Origin of the sequence: Nesterenkonia xinjiangensis, assembly GCF_013410745.1 — a bacterium.
In the GTDB taxonomy this organism is placed as follows: domain Bacteria; phylum Actinomycetota; class Actinomycetes; order Actinomycetales; family Micrococcaceae; genus Nesterenkonia; species Nesterenkonia xinjiangensis.
This window is the reverse complement of the sequence record NZ_JACCFY010000001.1, coordinates 3,379,678-3,395,594: the sequence shown is the minus strand read 5'-3', so window position 1 is coordinate 3,395,594 and position 15,917 is coordinate 3,379,678. Positions and strand designations below refer to the sequence as shown.

Sequence of the window (15,917 nt, the reverse complement as noted above, 5' to 3'; positions counted from 1 at the left end):
CGATCCGTGAGGAGAACCGCTCCAAGTGTCCGACAACGCAGTGTCCGAGAAGATCACCATCACGATCGACGGCGAGGCCACCGCCATCACGCCGGGCACCACTGGGACCACTCTCTTCGCGGAGCAGCCGACCATCGTGGTCATGCGCGTCGACGGCCAGCTCTGGGACCTATCCCGTGAGCTCCCCGCAGGTGCCGTCGTCGAGCCGGTCCAGATCACCGAGGAGGCGGGCCTCGAGGTGCTGCGTCACTCCACCGCGCATGTCATGGCCCAGGCGGTCCAGCAGCTCTTCCCCGATGCCAAGCTGGGCATCGGTCCCTACATCACCGACGGCTTCTACTTCGACTTCGACGTCGACGAGCCCTTCACCCCGGAGGACCTGAAGAAGATCGAGAAGGCGATGCAGAGGATCGTCAAGCAGGGCCAGCGCTTCGAGCGTGAGGTCGTCACGGAGGAGCAGGCGCGCGCGGCGATGGCCCAGGAGCCGTACAAGCTGGAGCTGCTCGACTCGCAGAACGGCGCCTCCGCCACCGAGGGCGCTTCGGTGGAGATCGGCGGGGGTGAGATCACCCTTTACCACAACGTGGACCGCCACGGAGAGCGGGTCTGGGCGGACCTCTGCCGCGGCCCGCATCTGCCGTCCACCAAGCCGATCGCCAACGCCTACTCGGTGATGCGGGCAGCGGGCGCCTACTGGCGCGGCAAGGAGGCCAATCCGCAGCTCCAGCGCCTCTACGGCACCGCGTGGCCCACCAAGGATGATCTGAAGGCCTACAAAGACCGTCTCGCTGAGGCGGAGCGCCGCGACCACCGTCGTCTCGGTCGGGAGCTGGACCTCTTCAGCTTCCCGGAGGAGATCGGCTCGGGCCTCTCTGTCTGGCACCCCAAGGGCGGCCTGGTCCGCGGCCTGATGGAGCAGCACGCACGGGCACGGCACCTGGAGTCCGGCTACCAGTACGTGTACACCCCGCACATCTCCAAGGCGGACCTGTTCGCGACCTCCGGTCACCTGGCCAACTACCAGGACGACATGTGGCCCGCCATCCACATGGACGAGGAGCGCGACGACGAGGGCAACATCACCAAGCAGGGCCAGGACTACTTCCTGAAGCCCATGAACTGCCCGATGCACATCCTCATCTACAAGGAGCGCGGGCGCAGTTACCGGGAGCTGCCGCTGCGCCTGGCGGAGAACGGCACCGTCTACCGCAACGAGCGCTCCGGCGCCCTGCACGGACTCACCCGGGTGCGGGGGTTCACCCAGGACGACGCCCATCTGTTCGTGCGCCAGGACCAGCTCGAGGACGAGGTCACCAAGGTGGTCGAGTTCGTGGTCTCGCTGCTGAGGGACTTCGGGCTGGAGACGTTCGAGCTCGAACTGTCCATGCGTGATGACGAGAAGGCCAAGTGGGTCGGCTCGGACGAGTTCTGGGAGTCCTCCACCCAGGCGCTGCGCAACGTCGCCGTCAGCTCCGGGCTGAAGCTCACCGAGATCGCCGGAGAGGCGGCGTTCTACGGCCCGAAGATCGACTTGAAGGTCACGGACGCCATCGGACGCAAGTGGCAGCTCTCCACGGTGCAGGTGGACCCGAACCTGCCTGAACGCTTCGAGCTCGAGTACGCCGCCGAAGACGGCACCAGGCAGCGTCCCATCATGATCCATCGGGCGCTCTTCGGCTCCATCGAACGGTTCTTCGCCATTCTGCTGGAGCACTATGCCGGGGCGTTTCCGGCATGGCTGGCCCCGGTGCAGGTGCGCGGGATTCCGGTGGCGGAGCCCTTCAACGACTACCTCGCCGAGGTCATCGATCGGCTGAAGGCCGCCGGGGTGCGCGCCGAGCTCGAGGACGGCAGCGACCGGTTCCCGAAGAAGATCCGCACCGCCTCCAAGGACAAGATCCCCTTCGTGCTCATCGCCGGTGGCGAGGATGCCGAGGCCGGAGCGGTGTCCTTCCGCTTCCGCGATGGCAGCCAGGACAACCAGGTCCCCGTCGACGAGGCCGTGTCCCGCATCCTGAAGGCCATCGAAGACCGAGAGGCCTGAGCTTCTCGTGATGGACCAGGAGCGGGACGTCGCCGGCGGTGCTGACGCAGAGACGGATGACTTTCCTCTCGCCGGCGTGCCCGATGCGTTTCAGCGGCTCTGGAACCCCCACCGCATCGCCTACATGCGGCGCGGCCAGGACCAGGTCTCAGGGGCTGAGGACTGCCCGTTCTGCGTCGGGCCGAGGCGCTCCGACGATGAGTCCCTCATCGTCCACCGGGGCCACCACTGCTACGTGCTGCTCAACCTCTACCCGTACAACCCCGGGCATCTGCTGGTGTGCCCCTACCGGCATGTCCCCGACCTCACGGATCTCACCCTCGCGGAGTCCCAGGAGTTCATCCGGCTCTCCCAGGTGGCGATGGTGGCCCTGCGCACCGTCGCGGCCCCCGGAGGGTTCAACCTGGGGCTGAATCAGGGCAAGGACGGCGGCGCCGGCATCTCGGCCCACCTGCACCAGCATGTGGTGCCGCGCTGGGGCGGGGACGGGAACTTCCTGCCGATCATCGCCCAGACCAAGAACATGGCACAGACCCTGGGGGAGACCCACCGCATGCTTCACGACGTCTGGGACGACGCCGCCCACAGCTTCGCCGAGCAGCAGGCCCGCAGCGAGCGGGATCCCCGGGCCCGGGTCGAGGAGGGTGAGGCCTGATGCTGAACAGACACGCCCGCAACCTCTTCGCCTCCCTGTTCACCCCGCTCGCGCGGCTGCTGATCAGGATGGGAGTGACGCCGAACGCGGTCACCATCATCGGCACCCTCGGGGTGAGTCTGGGAGCCCTGGTGCTCTACCCGTTGGGGGAGCTTTTCTGGGGGACCGTGTTCATCACTCTGTTCATCTTCTCGGACCTCGTCGACGGTCTCATGGCCCGCCTGAGCGATCGCACCTCGCCGTTGGGCGGCTTCCTGGACTCCACCCTGGACCGTGTCCAGGACGGCGCCGTGTTCCTCGGGCTCCTGATCTGGTTCTTCACGGGAGGAGACCAGCCGTGGATCGGGGTGGCGGCGGCGGCCTGCCTGCTGCTCGGGGGTCTGGTCTCCTATGTCCGCGCCAAGGCCGAGGCTCTGGGCTACATCGCGGACGTGGGCATCGCCGAACGGCCCGAACGCATGGTGGTGACGTTGGTCTTCACCGGCTTCACCGGGCTCGGCCTGCACCCCGGTGTGCTGCTCGGAGTGCTCACCCTGCTGGCCGTCGCCTCGGCCGTGACGGTCGTCCAACGGATGGTCAGCGTCAGAGCTCAGGCGGACCGGCAGAGTCACTGATCAGGCGGGCACGTCCATACCCAGGCTGCGCAGCATCGGGGTGATCGAGGGAGCGTGCCCGACCGCTCGGCGAAAAGACTCCTCGGGCGCACGGGTGTTGCCCCTGCTGAGCACCTCACGGCGGAAGTGCTGCCCGGCCCGTGCGAGGGCCGTCTCGTCACCCATCAGCTCGCGGAACCAGTCGGCGGCGTCGGCCGCGAGAACCTCCGCCCAGAGGTACGAGTAGTAGCCGGCGGCGTATCCGGAGCCGGCGAAGATGTGCTTGAAGAACCCGGTGCCGTAGCGCGGCGGCACGAGGGGATGGTCAAGGCCCCAGGCGGCCAGGGCCCGACGCTCGAACCCCTCCGGATCCTCCGCGGCCTCCTCCGCCTGTTCCACGCTCATGGTGTGCCAGGCCAGGTCGAGCACGACGGCGGCCACGTGCTCGACGGTCTTCATCCCGCGTCCCCACAGCCGGATGTCCTCACGATCGTCCCGTCCGGGGACGCCGCCCTCTTCGTGGTGCCGGGCGTCGCCGGGGGAGTGGCGCCACAGTTCGGCGAAGACCTCGTTGACCTGGGAGGGGAACTCGACGTTGTCCCTCGGCACGGCGGTGCCGGAGAGCTCCTCGAACTCTGCCTCGGCCAGCAGCCCGTGCAGGGCATGCCCGAACTCATGGAACAGGGTGCGCTGCTCAGCCCTGGTGACGCGGGGGAGGTCACCGGCAGCGGGCCGCGCCAGATTCAGACAGTTGATGACGACCGGGCGTGCCCCGGTCAGCGTGGAGGCCACAGAGAACGAGTTCATCCAGGCACCGCCGGCCTTGGTGGGGCGGCTGTGCAGGTCCAGCAGGAACAGGCCCAGCACGGCACCGTCCGACTCACGCACCTCGAAGGACCGTGCTCCCTCGACGAAAGGCGGGAGGTCCTCGCGTTCGAGGACCTGCAGTCCATAGACACGACGCGCCGCCTCGAAGACCCGGCTCAGGGCGGTCTCCAGCGGCAGGGAGCCGTCATCGCGGTCACCGACCGGCTCGGTCCGGGCCGCACGTGCCCGTGCGACGACGGCCAGCCCGTAACTGATGTCCCAGGGTTGCAGTGCGCCGTCGACCTCTCCTGCAGCGTGCAGGTGCGATTCGACGGCGGCCAGTTCGGCGGCCAGCCGTCGGAGTCCGCCCTCGGCCAGCGGACGCAGCATCTCCTCGATGCCTCTCCTGTCCGGGGCGGTGCGCAGCGGCAGCACCGCGTCCAGGTGGTGAGCGTGCCCCAGCAGTCGGGCCCGCCGTGCTCGGAGCACGGCGATCCGGGCCCCGATCTGTCGGGTGGTGCGCCCGTCCTCGCCAGGCAGCGTGCCGCGCGAGACGGAGGCCTCGTGGAGGCGGCGGCGGGTGTCGCGATCCTCCAAGAAGGCCAGCAACGGCTGCTGGACCGGCATGGACAGCCGGAGCAGGTGACTCTCCGCGTGGCCGGCGTCGCGGGCGGCCTCAGCGGCCGAGGACCGCGGGGCGCCTTCGAGCCCGGCGAGAGCGGCAGGATCGGTCACGAGCACGGCGCTCTCCTCAGCTTCTCGTCGTTGGAGACGCTGATAGGCGGACTCCTCCTCGGCGAGGCCTCGGTTGAGCGCACGCAGCTCGGACCGGGCGTCTGCGTCGAGACCCGCTCCGGCCGCCTGGGCCTCCGCCAGCAGCTGTCCGAGCATCCGTGACTGCTCCTCACTCAGGGCGGTCTCTCCTGAGGCGGCACGTTCGGCGAGCTCCTGCAGACGACGATGCAGACCGGCATGGAGCTGGAACCAGTCACGGTGCGCGGCCAGCTCGGGGGCGATCTCGGCCTGAACCTGCTGGAGCTCATCGGTGCCGTCTGCGGAGAACCGACAGGAGAAGGCCCGGTGGACGCGCGTGAGCCGGCGACCGGCGCGGCCGATGGCTCGCAGCGTGTTCTCCGCGTCAGCGGGGGCGTCGTCGTCGGCCACCTGGTCCAGGTCCCGACGTGCATCGGCCATTCCGGCCCGCAGCGCCGGCAGCCAGTCGGTCGAAGAGACCCGGCGCAGGTCCGGGTGCTGGTGTTCCAGGAGGAACCCCTCCCCGAAGGGATCCCCGGAGGAGGACGCCTGGGGCGCCGCGTCCGCGGTTCGTTCGGTGGGGGGTGAGCCGGGGGAGGCGGTGTGACTCAAGGCGACTGCTTTCCGATCGTGTCGACGGTAGGCTGATCCCCAGAGTACTTGTCGCATGTCACCTCGACATGCCATGCCCTGAAACCCTGACTGACGAGATCGGAGAACTATGGCCGGCCACTCCAAATGGGCCAACACCAAGCACCGCAAGGCTGCTGTGGACGCCAAGCGCGCCAAGATCAACGCTCGCTACATCAAGCAGATCGAGGTCGCCGCGCGCAACGGCGGCCCTGACCCTGCCGGCAACCCGGCGTTGGATCTGGCGGTCTCCAAGGCCAAGAAGAACTCGGTCCCCAATGACAACATCGACCGTGCCATCAAGCGTGGGGCCGGCCTGACCGGCGACGCCGTCGAGTATGAGGAGATCATGTACGAGGTGCGTGGGCCGCAGGGTTCTGCGCTGCTCGTCGAGTGCCTCACCGACAACCGCAACCGCGCGGCTTCCGAGGTGCGGGTGGCTGTGACCCGCTCCGGCGGCACCGTGGCGGACCCGGGTTCCGTGGCCTACATGTTCCAGCGCAAGGGCGTCGTCACCGTTCCCAAGGAGGGCCTCACCGAGGATGACGTGCTCGCCGCGGTCCTCGAGGCCGGCGTCGAGGAGCTCCTGGAGCACGAGGACACCTTCGAGGTGCAGTCCGAGCCGCAGGATCTCCAAGAGGTCGTCACGGCGCTCGAGGGGGCCGGGATCACCTGCGACTCCGATGAGGTGGAGTTCGTCTCCGAGGTCAAGGTCGATCTGGACCTCGCGGCGGCCAAGAAATTCCTCAAGCTCCACGACGCGCTCGAGGACCTCGACGACGTGCAGAACATCCACACCAACGCCGACCTCAGCGCGGACACCATGGCCGCGCTCGACGCCGAGAGCTGACCTGGGTCCGGCGATGGCGGCATCGGCGCGCGTCGGCGGCACGGCAGGCGACTCACGGGTCGCCCAGCGGATCCTGGGAGTGGATCCGGGGCTGACCCGCTGCGGCTTCGCGATCGTGGAGATGAACCGAGACCGCACCGGCGAGTCAGTGCATGTGGAGGTCACCGGGACCCGCTCGGATCAGGAGCTGGCCGAGCGGATCCTCGCGATCCAGCGCGCGGCTGAGCGGCTGCTCGACGTCCATGCCCCTGATGTGCTCGCCATCGAGCGCGTCTTCGCGCAGAACAACGCGCCCACGGTGATCGGCACCGCCCAGGCCTCGGGAGTGGTCATCGCGGCGGCCGCCGCCCGGGGGATCCCGGTCGCGTGGCACACGCCGTCGGAGGTCAAGGCGGCGGTGACCGACGACGGAGCCGCAGACAAGGCGGCCGTCGCCCGGATGGTCCAGCGGATCCTGCGGCTGCCCACGCTGCCGAAGCCGGTGGACGCCACTGATGCCTACGCCGTCGCGATCTGCCACGCCTGGCGCTCCGGGATCGGGACGCGGCAGGACATGTCCGCCGGCACCCGGACCCATCAGGGCGCCCGAACAGCTCTGCAGAAGGCGACTGAGAGCAGAACCGGCGGCCTCACCGCCGCCCAGCAGGCTTGGAAAGATGCTGAGCGGCGAGCGGCAGGCGGCCGCGCCGGGCGCGTCGGGCGCGGGGATCCCCGCCTCGGACGGTAGTCTCTTCGAAGATGTGTACTAACGAGGCGCCGTGGCGATCGTCGGCCGAATCGGCCGCTCCTGACGGCGCACCCGCTCAAGACAGGACTGGTGGACGATGATCTCTTCTATCCGGGGCGAGGTGCTCCATGTGGGGTTGGACCATGCTGTCGTGGAGGTCTCCGGCTTCGGACTCCAGGTGACGGCCACACCGCAGACGCTCGCCGAGCTTCGCCCCGGCCAGGAGACCAGGCTGCAGACCTCGTTCGTGCCCAGGCAGGACGACGCTCCGCTGCTGTTCGGCTTCGCCGACGTCGGCGAGCGGGAGATCTTCACGACGCTGCTCGGGATCTCGGGAGTGGGGCCGCGGCTGGCACTGGCGGTGCTGAGCGTGCATGTCCCCGCCGAGGTGCGTCAGGCGATCGCCGACTCCGATACCGCCGCCTTCACCAAGGTTCCCGGGATCGGCAAGAAGACGGCCCAACGGATCCTGCTGGAGCTGGCCGGCAAGCTCGTCATCGATCAGCCCGCGGCCGAACCTGCCACGACGGTGCCCTCTCGGCTCGAGGAGACCGGCGCCCAGGTGCAGGAGGCTCTGAGCTCCCTGGGCTGGACGGAGAAGGATGCACGGTCTGCCGTCGAGCGCGTGCTTCGGGAAGAGCCTGAACTCGCCGACGCCGAGGTGGCCGTGGTGCTGCGGCACACCCTGAGGATGCTCGGCTCCACCCCCGCCGGGATCGGCCGATGAGCGATCGGGATCCGCGTGAACTCGTCGGCTCCGCGCCGGCCACTGAGGAGAAGGTCCTCGAAGCCGCTCTGCGTCCGAAGTCGCTGGAGGACTTCGTCGGGCAGACGACCGTCCGCGGCCAGCTCTCGCTGGTGCTGGAGTCCTCGCGTCTCCGTGAGGCGGCCTCCGACCACGTGCTCCTCTCCGGGCCGCCCGGCCTGGGGAAGACCACCTTGGCGATGATCATCGCCGCCGAGATGAACGCCCACCTGCGCATCACCTCGGGGCCCGCCATCCAGCACGCCGGGGATCTCGCGGCCATCCTCTCCTCGCTCACCGAGGGAGAGGTGCTCTTCATCGATGAGATCCATCGGATGTCTCGTCCCGCCGAGGAGATGCTCTACATGGCGATGGAGGACTTCCGCGTCGACATCATCGTCGGCAAGGGGGCGGGTGCCACCTCCATCCCGCTCGAGCTTCCTCCGTTCACCCTCGTGGGTGCCACCACCCGTGCCGGCCTGCTGCCCGGCCCGCTGCGGGACAGGTTCGGGTTCACCGGGCATCTCGAGTATTACTCGGCCGAGGAGTTGGAGCGGGTGCTCCGGCGGTCTGCGGGGATGCTGGACATCAGGGTCGACGACGCCGGATTCGCCGAGATCGCCACACGCTCCCGAGGGACCCCCCGCATCGCCAACCGGCTGCTGCGTCGGGTCCGCGACTGGGCGCTGGTGCACGGGGTCGCGGTGGTGGACAGCGGCGCCGCAGGAGAGGCCCTGGACACCTATGAGGTGGATCGGCGCGGGCTGGACCGCCTCGACCGAGCGGTGTTGGAGGCGCTGTGCGTGAAGTTCCGCGGCGGACCGGTGGGACTCTCGACACTGGCCATCCTGGTGGGTGAGGAGACGGAGACGGTCGAGACCGTGGCGGAGCCGTACCTCGTCCGGGAAGGCCTGCTCGCCCGCACCCCACGCGGGCGCATCGCCACGGACGACGCCTGGCGCCACCTGGGGCTCCACCCTCCTGACTCCGCTCAGAGCGGACGGATCCCGGGCGACGCGCCGAGTGGGCCCTGGAACGGCCGGGACAGCTGATAGTCTGTCCGGTTGAACGGCACCGTACGGTGCCTGGCATCCAGTGCGCGTCATCCAGTCGTGACCTGCCCTCCGAGCGAACAGATTGGCCCAACCGGTGAACGAACCTCAAGTCTTCGCAATGCACCCGGCAGACGTGGCGGACGGGGGTGCGCTCTGATGGATCCCTTTCTTCTGATCATGATCGCCATCCTCGCGCTCTTCATGCTGATGACCTTCCGGCGCGGGAAGAAGATGCGTGACGCGCAGTCGGCCGCCGTCAGCGGCGCCGTCCCGGGCGCCGAGGTGGTCACCGCTGGGGGGATCGTCGGGACCGTGGTGGCTCGCGACGAGGAGCGTCAGCGCGTCACCCTGGAGTTCTCCGGAGGCGACCGCGTGGACTTCCAGCTTCCGGCGGTCCAGCACGTGCTCACCCCGGCGACCTCCCCCGAGGAACCGTCCGAGGAGCCTTCTGAGGACCCCTCCGAGGAGACCTCGGAGCACGAGGACCGCTGACCCCGTGCACCCCTGCACAGCCCGCCACCTGACCGGTGCGCGGGCTGTGGCGTCTGAGGGCCATGACGGCGCGACCGCGCCCGGCCCTCGGATCATCCGACGAGCGGAAGGTTGATCAGAGCCTGATGGCGAAAAGCACACCGGTGGCCCGCGCACGCGCGGCCCTGATCGGACTGTTGGTGCTCATCCTGGGGATGGGCGGCCTGCTGGCCTACGGAGTCTCCCAGGACCGTGCGCAGTGGGCCCCGCTGCTGGCTCTGGACCTCTCGGGAGGCACACAGATGGTCCTCTCCCCCCATGTGGACGGTGACGAGCAGCTCGACAGTGAGCAGTTGGAGCAGGCGGTGGAGATCATCCGCCAGCGTGTGGACGGATCAGGTGTGTCCGAGGCCGAGATCGCCACCCAGGGTGCCGAGAACGTCGTGGTCGGGATGCCCGGAACTCCTGACCCCGAGACCCGTGAGCTCATCCAGGCATCCGCGGACATGGAGTTCCGCCCGGTGCTCCAGGCTGAGATGGACCCCACCTACGTCGACCAGCTGGTCGAGGAGGGGCTGTCCGAAGAGGAGGCCGAAGAGCTGGAGGAGGCCGCCGAGGCTCAGGAGGAGGTGGCTGAGGACGAGATTCCAGAAGGTGAGACCGCCCAGCCCGAGGACTTCCCCGAGCCGACGGCCGATCCGGAGAACCCCTCTGATCCCAACTGGATCACCCAGGAGGTGGCGGCCGACTTCGCCAACTTCTCCTGCAGTCGTGAGGTGTCGATCGAGGAGCACCAGGCTGCCGAATCGGACGCCCCCATGGTGACCTGCGACCCGGAGACCGGGATGAAGTATGTGCTGGGCCCTGTCGAGGTGCCCGGCACCCACCTCTCCGACGCAAGCTTCGGCATGGAACAGACCCAGACCGGCCAGCAGACCGGCCGATGGGTGGTGAACCTGGTCCTGGACAGGGAGGGCACCGAAGAATTCGCCGAATCCTCCTCCCGCCTCTACGGTCTGGAGGGCGCACGCAACCAGTTCGCCATCGTCATGGACAGCCGGGTCATCTCCGCCCCGCGCATGAACTCGCCGATCACGGACGGCCGTGCAGAGATCTCCGGCTCCTTCTCCGAGGAGGAGGCCCGGGGGCTCTCCGAGCAGCTCCGCTACGGCTCCCTGCCGGTGACCTTCGAGATCCAGTCCGAGGAGCAGATCTCCGCCACCCTCGGTTCTGACCAGCTCCGCATGGGTCTGCTCGCGGGCATCATCGGCCTGGTCCTGGTGGCCGGTTACGCACTGTTCCAGTACCGAGCCCTGGGGCTGGTGACGATCTCCTCCCTGGCCGTCGTCGGCCTGCTCACCTGGTGGGCGATCGGGCTGCTCGGCTGGTCGGACGGCTACCGCCTCTCGCTCGCCGGGATCGCCGGTCTGATCGTGTCGATCGGTCTGACGGCTGACTCGTTCATCGTCTATTTCGAACGTGTGAAGGACGAGCTGCGCGAGGGCAGATCGCTGGCGGGAGCGGTCGAATCAGGGTGGGCCCGGGCTCGGCGCACGATCCTGGCCTCGAAGGCCGTCAACGTCATCGCCGCCGTCGTCCTGTACATGGTGGCCGTGGGCAACGTCCGCGGCTTCGCCTTCACCCTCGGGCTGACAGCCATCCTGGATGTCATCCTGGTGTTCCTGTTCACCCATCCCGTGATGCAGATGCTGGCTCGGCGGAAGTTCTTCGCGGCAGGTCGGCGGTTCTCCGGGCTCTCCGAACGCGAGCTGGGCGTCGACGTGCTCTACCGGGGGGCCGGGAGGTTCGCTCGGCGGGAGATCGTCTCGGCCGAGGCAGTGCCCTCGAGCGCAGGCTCCCCGCCGGAGGTGAGTGCGGCCGTCACGGACTCCTCCTCAGCACTGGCTCCGGGAGCGAGGGACACGGGCTCCTCCGTGGCCCCGCCCGGTCACGACGGCGACGAGAGTGACGAGGCTGACGAGCCGCGTCCTGTCCAGACCGCAGAGGCAGACGGCACGGACCCGGCTGAACCGGAAGGCTCCGCCCCAGACGCCGAGGGGGAGGGTGCCGACCTGGCCACCATGACCATCGCCGAGCGTCGCCGGGCCCGCGCACGCCGCGCCCGCCAGTCCGCTGGCACCACGGCTCAGACCGCGACGTCCCCCTCCCGCACCGACACCGATGAGGAGGCCCGCTGATGGCCGCAGGTTTCGCCAAGGCCGGCAACCAGCTCTACACCGGTGAGCGGGCCTACCCGTTCATCCAGAAGTCCAATCTGTGGTTCCTCCTGGCCGCTCTCGCAGTGCTGATCTCGATCGCCGTCCCTTTCGTGCGGCAAGGGTTCAACCTGGGCATCGAGTTCACCGGAGGGTCGCAGTTCACCATCTCCCAGACGGAGGAGACGGACATCGCCCTGGGCGAGGAGGTCGTCGCGGAGGTCTCCGGTCAGGACGCGACCGTCACCAACATCGCCGCCAACACGATGCGTGTGCAGACCGAGCAGCTCACGGATGACGAGACCCTGGAGGTCGCCGAGTCCCTGCAGCAGGCCTACGGGGTCACTCCGGACCACGTCACCTCCACGTTCATCGGCCCGACCTGGGGCGAACAGGTCTCCGAGCAGATGATGCTGGGCCTGGTCATCTTCATCATCCTGGTGGCGCTGTACATGGCGCTCTACTTCCGGACGTGGAAGATGTCTCTGGCAGCCATCCTCGGCCTGGGCTTCGTGGTGATCACCACGGCCGGCATCTACTCGGCGACCGGCTTCGAGGTGACCCCCAGTGCGATCATCGGCTTCCTCACCATCCTGTCCTACGCCCTCTACGACACGATGGTCGTCTTCGACAAGATCCGCGAGAATGTGCAGTCACTGCGCCAGCAGAAGGACCAGACGTTCACCGAACGCGTCAACCTCGCGGTCAACCAGACGTTGGTCCGCTCGATCAACACCTCGGTGGTCGGCATCCTGCCTGTGGGATCCATCCTGTTCATCGGTGCCTGGCTGCTGGGCGCCGGAACACTGCGTGACATCTCCCTGGCGCTGTTCGTCGGGGTCATCGTCGGCACCCTGGCCACGATCTTCGTGCAGGCGCCGCTCTATGCGCGGACGCGCCGGAACGACGCCGACATCGTCGCCCACACCGAGGAGGTCCTGCGCCTGCGGGCGGAGCGCGGGATCGGCACGGTGACCTTCTCCGGCACCCCGCTCGACGAGCAGGGTCGGCCGGTGCCCTTCCCGCCCCTGCCGGAGCCCGAGCCGGAGGATGAGGAGGACGCCGAAGCGTTGGAGATCGTCATCACCGGGTTCGAGCCCGAGGGGCACACCCCGGACGGTGGCGGAGCTCATCCGGCGGGTGATGACGTACGGCGCTGACAAGCGCGCTCCGGGGGTACAATTGCCGACACACCTCATGATGATGTCGTCTCCGAGAGCAGGTTCGTAAGTTGGTGAACGACGACGGCTCCGGCCGGGGCCCGTCCGACTCCGTGACGTCGGTGACGGCGGCCAGCCCGCCCGCACCCGCGGCGGTCCGACGCGCGCGCGCCGTCGGCCTCGTGGACAAGGCGTCCTCACCGTTGCTGGAGCCTCTGCTGCGCGCAATGCGTGCCAATGGGGGCCAACAGGACCTGCCTCTGATCCAGCGGGCCTTCGAGGTCGCCAACCACCACCACCGCGACCAGAAGCGCAAGAGCGGCGACCCGTACATCACTCACCCGGTCGCCGTGGCGACGATCCTGGCGGAGCTGGGCCTGACCGGCTCCACGCTCGCGGCCGCGCTGCTCCATGACACCGTCGAGGACACGGACTACAGCCTCGAACAGCTCACCGCCGACTTCGGCGAGGAGATCGCCCTCCTCGTGGACGGGGTGACCAAGCTCGACAAGCTCAAGTTCGGGGACGCCGCGCAGGCGGAGACTGTCCGCAAGATGGTCCTGGCTATGGCCAAAGACATCCGGGTGCTGATGATCAAGCTCGCGGATCGCCTGCACAACGCCCGCACGTGGCGCTACGTCGCGGCCCAGTCCAGTGCCCGGAAGGCCAAGGAGACTCTGGAGATCTTCTCCCCACTGGCGCACCGGCTGGGGATGAACACCATCAAGTGGGAGCTGGAGGATCTCTCCTTCGCCGCGCTGTACCCGAAGGTCTATGAAGAGATCGTGAGACTCGTCGGGGATCGGACCCCTCAGCGCGAGAAGTTCCTCTCCGAGGTGCGCGAGACGATCGCCGATGATCTCAACGAGGCCAGCATCGCGGCCACCATCACGGGTCGGCCCAAGCACTACTACTCGATCTACCAGAAGATGATCGTGCGAGGGAAGGACTTCGACGACATCCACGACCTCATGGGTGTGCGGGTCCTGGTCGACACGGTGCGGGACTGCTACGGAGCACTGGGTGCGCTGCACGCCAGGTGGAACCCTCTGCCCGGGCGGTTCAAGGACTACATCGCCATGCCCAAGTTCAACATGTACCAGTCGCTGCACACCACGGTGATCGGTCCGCAGGGCAAGCCGGTGGAGATCCAGATCCGCACCTATGACATGCACCGCCGTGCCGAATATGGTGTGGCGGCACACTGGAAGTACAAGCAGAAGCCCGGCGGCCCTGTGGGGGCCGAGGGCGCACAGACCTCCGCCGAAGGCGCGGTACGCACTCCGGAGGTTGCCACTCAGCAGAGCCAGACCACCGCAGACATCGGCTGGCTGCGTTCGCTGGTCGACTGGCAGTCGGAGACCAAGGATCCAGATGAGTTCCTCGAGTCGCTGCGCTACGAGATCAACGCCAAAGAGGTGTTCGTCTACACCCCCAAGGGCGAGGTCATGGCGCTGCCAGCCGGAGCCACGCCGGTGGACTTCGCCTACGCGATCCACACCGACGTGGGGCACAAGACCATCGGTGCACGCGTCAACGGCAAGCTGGTGCCGCTGAACTCCGAGCTGCAGCACGGAGACTGGGTGGAGATCTTCACCTCCAAGGCTGAGGGTGCGGGCCCCAGCAGCGATTGGCAGCAGTTCGTCAAAAGTGCCCGGGCGCGGAATAAGATCCGCCAGTGGTTCTCCAAGGAGCGTCGCGAGGAGTCCATCGAGCGAGGCAAGGACGAGCTCACCAAGGCGATCCGGAAGTCCAATCTGCAGCTGCAGAAGGTGATGAACCCGGACGTCCTGACTGAGGTCGCCCAGCAGCTGCACTACCCGGACATCTCAGGGCTCTATGCGGGAGTCGGTGACAACCACGTCTCCACGAAGAACGTCATCGAGCACCTCTCCGCCCTCTTCGAGCCCGAGGAGGAGGAGTCCGAGGAACACGACACCACTCCGATCACGACACCGGTCACTCCTGCCAGCCAGTACTCGGACGCCGGTGTCATCGTCAAGGGGGTGGGGAACGTGCTGGCCAAGCTGGCCCGGTGCTGCACCCCGGTGCCCCCGGACGAGGTCGAAGGCTTCGTGACCCGCGGTCAGGGAGTCTCCGTGCACCGCGCAGACTGTCGGAACGTCCAGCAGCTGCGGCAGCAGCCGGGGCGCCTGGTGGAGGTCGAGTGGGCCCCGACGAAGACCTCGGTGTTCCTGGTGGAGATCCAGGTCGAGGCCTTGGACCGGAAGTCGCTGCTCTCCGATGTCACTCGGGTGCTGGCCGAATCCCAGGTGAACATCCTCTCCGCGAGCGTGCAGACCTCGCGGGACCGCGTGGCGATCTCCCGCTTCTCCTTCGAAATGGGAGATCCGCGCTACCTCAACCACGTGCTGAACTCGGTCCGGCGCATCGACGGAGTCTACGATGTCTATCGCACGGTGGGACGACGCCGCGATGCGCACTGATCGACGAGGGTTCTGATCCGGGCCGGCCGGTCAGGGTCATGCCGGCGGCGCCGGACCCGTGCCACCAGGTGCGCGGACAGCGTCGCGGCGTCGAGATCCTGACGGCGGGCGTGCATCAGCTCCGCCAACAGCCACCACCGCGACATCCAGGCGGGATCCGCGGCACCGGCGGCGGAACTCAGCTCGGGATGGCGGGCGTGCACGGAGCCGGCCGCCAGCAGGTCCAAGGACCGGCGGCTGTCGGTGGTGCCCACACCCAGGAACAGGTCGCCGGCAGTGCGCAGCAGCGTGGTGACGGCGACTCCGGACACTCGACGGACGTCATGATCGGAGAGCTCCACCTGGTGCACCTGCCACAGCGGGGAGCCGGCAGCCCGACCGCGGCGGAAGACCGGCGAGATCAGCGTGAGCCGGGGACCGGGGGAGCCGCCGAGCTGAATCCATGCCGCCGACTCGCCGCAGAGCACCGAGCTGCTGGCCACCGCGGAAGGAAGCAGCAACCTGGCCGCACGGGCCCGCAGTCCAGGGGTGTGCCGGCGCCAGGCCGGCGCGTAGACGTCGGCGATCAGATGCTCCAGGGCACCCTCCGCGACCATCATCTGAAGTTCTTCGTCGCTGAACGGTGCACCCGCGCGGTAGAGCTCCCGCGGCGGCTCCTTCGGCGCGCCGGACTCCCCACCGGCGGGGTGGCCGACGGGGTGGACGGAGGATGAGCGGGACGGAGCGGCAGGTGATGCGGGCATGTCTCCAGCCTGCCGCATCCG

At 68.2% G+C, this 15,917-nt stretch carries 12 protein-coding genes and 1 pseudogene; 11 read left to right on the top strand and 2 right to left on the bottom strand.

Annotation, left to right across the window (positions count from 1 at the left end; translation table 11 throughout):
- Nucleotides 1–40: 40 nt before the first annotated feature.
- From thrS to pgsA, 3 genes are read left to right on the top strand one after another with little or no spacing between them, the layout of a single operon-like run.
- Nucleotides 41–2,044 (top strand): threonine--tRNA ligase, encoded by a 2,004-nt coding sequence (gene thrS, locus HNR09_RS15170; RefSeq protein WP_179543248.1) that lies wholly within the window; start codon nt 41–43, stop codon nt 2,042–2,044.
- A 10-nt stretch (nt 2,045–2,054) separates the two neighbouring features.
- A complete protein-coding gene (locus HNR09_RS15165) occupies nt 2,055–2,699 on the top strand; it encodes an HIT family protein (RefSeq protein WP_179542792.1) in 645 nt (214 codons plus the stop codon).
- Complete coding sequence (pgsA, locus tag HNR09_RS15160) at nt 2,699–3,313, top strand: phosphatidylinositol phosphate synthase (protein WP_179542791.1); 615 nt, start codon at nt 2,699–2,701, stop codon at nt 3,311–3,313. Before HNR09_RS15165 ends, pgsA begins: the two co-directional genes overlap by 1 nt.
- Here the strand turns inward: pgsA and HNR09_RS15155 are convergent, their stop codons facing one another.
- Nucleotides 3,314–5,464 (bottom strand): M3 family metallopeptidase, encoded by a 2,151-nt coding sequence (locus HNR09_RS15155; RefSeq protein ID WP_179542790.1) that lies wholly within the window; start codon nt 5,462–5,464, stop codon nt 3,314–3,316. It lies immediately after the preceding gene.
- Nucleotides 5,465–5,573: 109 nt separating this feature from the next.
- Between HNR09_RS15155 and HNR09_RS15150 the strand changes: the two genes are divergently transcribed.
- The 8 genes and pseudogenes from HNR09_RS15150 to HNR09_RS15115 all read left to right on the top strand — a co-directional run bounded on the left by HNR09_RS15150 (nt 5,574) and on the right by HNR09_RS15115 (nt 15,153).
- Complete coding sequence (locus tag HNR09_RS15150; RefSeq protein WP_179542789.1) at nt 5,574–6,332, top strand: YebC/PmpR family DNA-binding transcriptional regulator; 759 nt, start codon at nt 5,574–5,576, stop codon at nt 6,330–6,332.
- A 13-nt stretch (nt 6,333–6,345) separates the two neighbouring features.
- Entirely contained in the window at nt 6,346–7,059 is a 714-nt protein-coding gene (gene ruvC, locus HNR09_RS15145; protein ID WP_179542788.1) for a crossover junction endodeoxyribonuclease RuvC, read from the top strand.
- Between the two features lie 97 nt (nt 7,060–7,156).
- Nucleotides 7,157–7,786 (top strand): Holliday junction branch migration protein RuvA, encoded by a 630-nt coding sequence (gene ruvA / locus HNR09_RS15140; protein ID WP_179542787.1) that lies wholly within the window; start codon nt 7,157–7,159, stop codon nt 7,784–7,786.
- The gene (ruvB, locus tag HNR09_RS15135) at nt 7,783–8,856 is read left to right on the top strand and encodes a Holliday junction branch migration DNA helicase RuvB (RefSeq protein ID WP_179542786.1); all 1,074 of its coding nucleotides are present in this window, start codon (nt 7,783–7,785) and stop codon (nt 8,854–8,856) included. Before ruvA ends, ruvB begins: the two co-directional genes overlap by 4 nt.
- Before the next feature lie 159 nt (nt 8,857–9,015).
- Nucleotides 9,016–9,351, top strand: a complete 336-nt coding sequence (locus tag HNR09_RS15130; protein WP_179542785.1) for a preprotein translocase subunit YajC — start codon at nt 9,016–9,018, stop codon at nt 9,349–9,351.
- 125 nt (nt 9,352–9,476) lie between these two features.
- On the top strand, nt 9,477–11,528 hold the full coding sequence (gene secD, locus HNR09_RS15125) for a protein translocase subunit SecD (protein ID WP_179542784.1): 2,052 nt from the start codon (nt 9,477–9,479) through the stop codon (nt 11,526–11,528).
- A pseudogene (gene secF / locus HNR09_RS15120) lies at nt 11,528–12,502 on the top strand (protein translocase subunit SecF); the annotation flags it as partial. The gene secD and the pseudogene secF, both read left to right, overlap by 1 nt.
- 386 nt (nt 12,503–12,888) lie before the next feature.
- Nucleotides 12,889–15,153, top strand: coding sequence for a RelA/SpoT family protein (locus HNR09_RS15115; protein ID WP_343047592.1), 2,265 nt, complete (start codon nt 12,889–12,891; stop codon nt 15,151–15,153).
- Here the strand turns inward: HNR09_RS15115 and HNR09_RS15110 are convergent.
- The gene (locus HNR09_RS15110) at nt 15,117–15,896 is read right to left on the bottom strand and encodes a hypothetical protein (protein ID WP_179542782.1); all 780 of its coding nucleotides are present in this window, start codon (nt 15,894–15,896) and stop codon (nt 15,117–15,119) included. The two genes, HNR09_RS15115 and HNR09_RS15110, sit on opposite strands and share 37 nt — an antisense overlap.
- Between the last annotated feature and the right edge of the window lie 21 nt (nt 15,897–15,917).

Excerpts from the sequence above, each read along its gene's own strand:
- ruvC (WP_179542788.1), top strand. The coding sequence starts at position 6,346 with ATGGCGGCATCGGCGCGCGTCGGCGGCACGGCAGGCGACTCACGGGTC.
- pgsA (WP_179542791.1), top strand. The coding sequence starts at position 2,699 with ATGCTGAACAGACACGCCCGCAACCTCTTCGCCTCCCTGTTCACCCCG.
- ruvA (WP_179542787.1), top strand. The coding sequence starts at position 7,157 with ATGATCTCTTCTATCCGGGGCGAGGTGCTCCATGTGGGGTTGGACCAT.
- ruvB (WP_179542786.1), top strand. The coding sequence starts at position 7,783 with ATGAGCGATCGGGATCCGCGTGAACTCGTCGGCTCCGCGCCGGCCACT.
- HNR09_RS15150 (WP_179542789.1), top strand. The coding sequence starts at position 5,574 with ATGGCCGGCCACTCCAAATGGGCCAACACCAAGCACCGCAAGGCTGCT.
- HNR09_RS15110 (WP_179542782.1), bottom strand. The coding sequence starts at position 15,896 with ATGCCCGCATCACCTGCCGCTCCGTCCCGCTCATCCTCCGTCCACCCC.
- HNR09_RS15165 (WP_179542792.1), top strand. The coding sequence starts at position 2,055 with ATGGACCAGGAGCGGGACGTCGCCGGCGGTGCTGACGCAGAGACGGAT.
- secD (WP_179542784.1), top strand. The coding sequence starts at position 9,477 with ATGGCGAAAAGCACACCGGTGGCCCGCGCACGCGCGGCCCTGATCGGA.
- HNR09_RS15130 (WP_179542785.1), top strand. The coding sequence starts at position 9,016 with ATGGATCCCTTTCTTCTGATCATGATCGCCATCCTCGCGCTCTTCATG.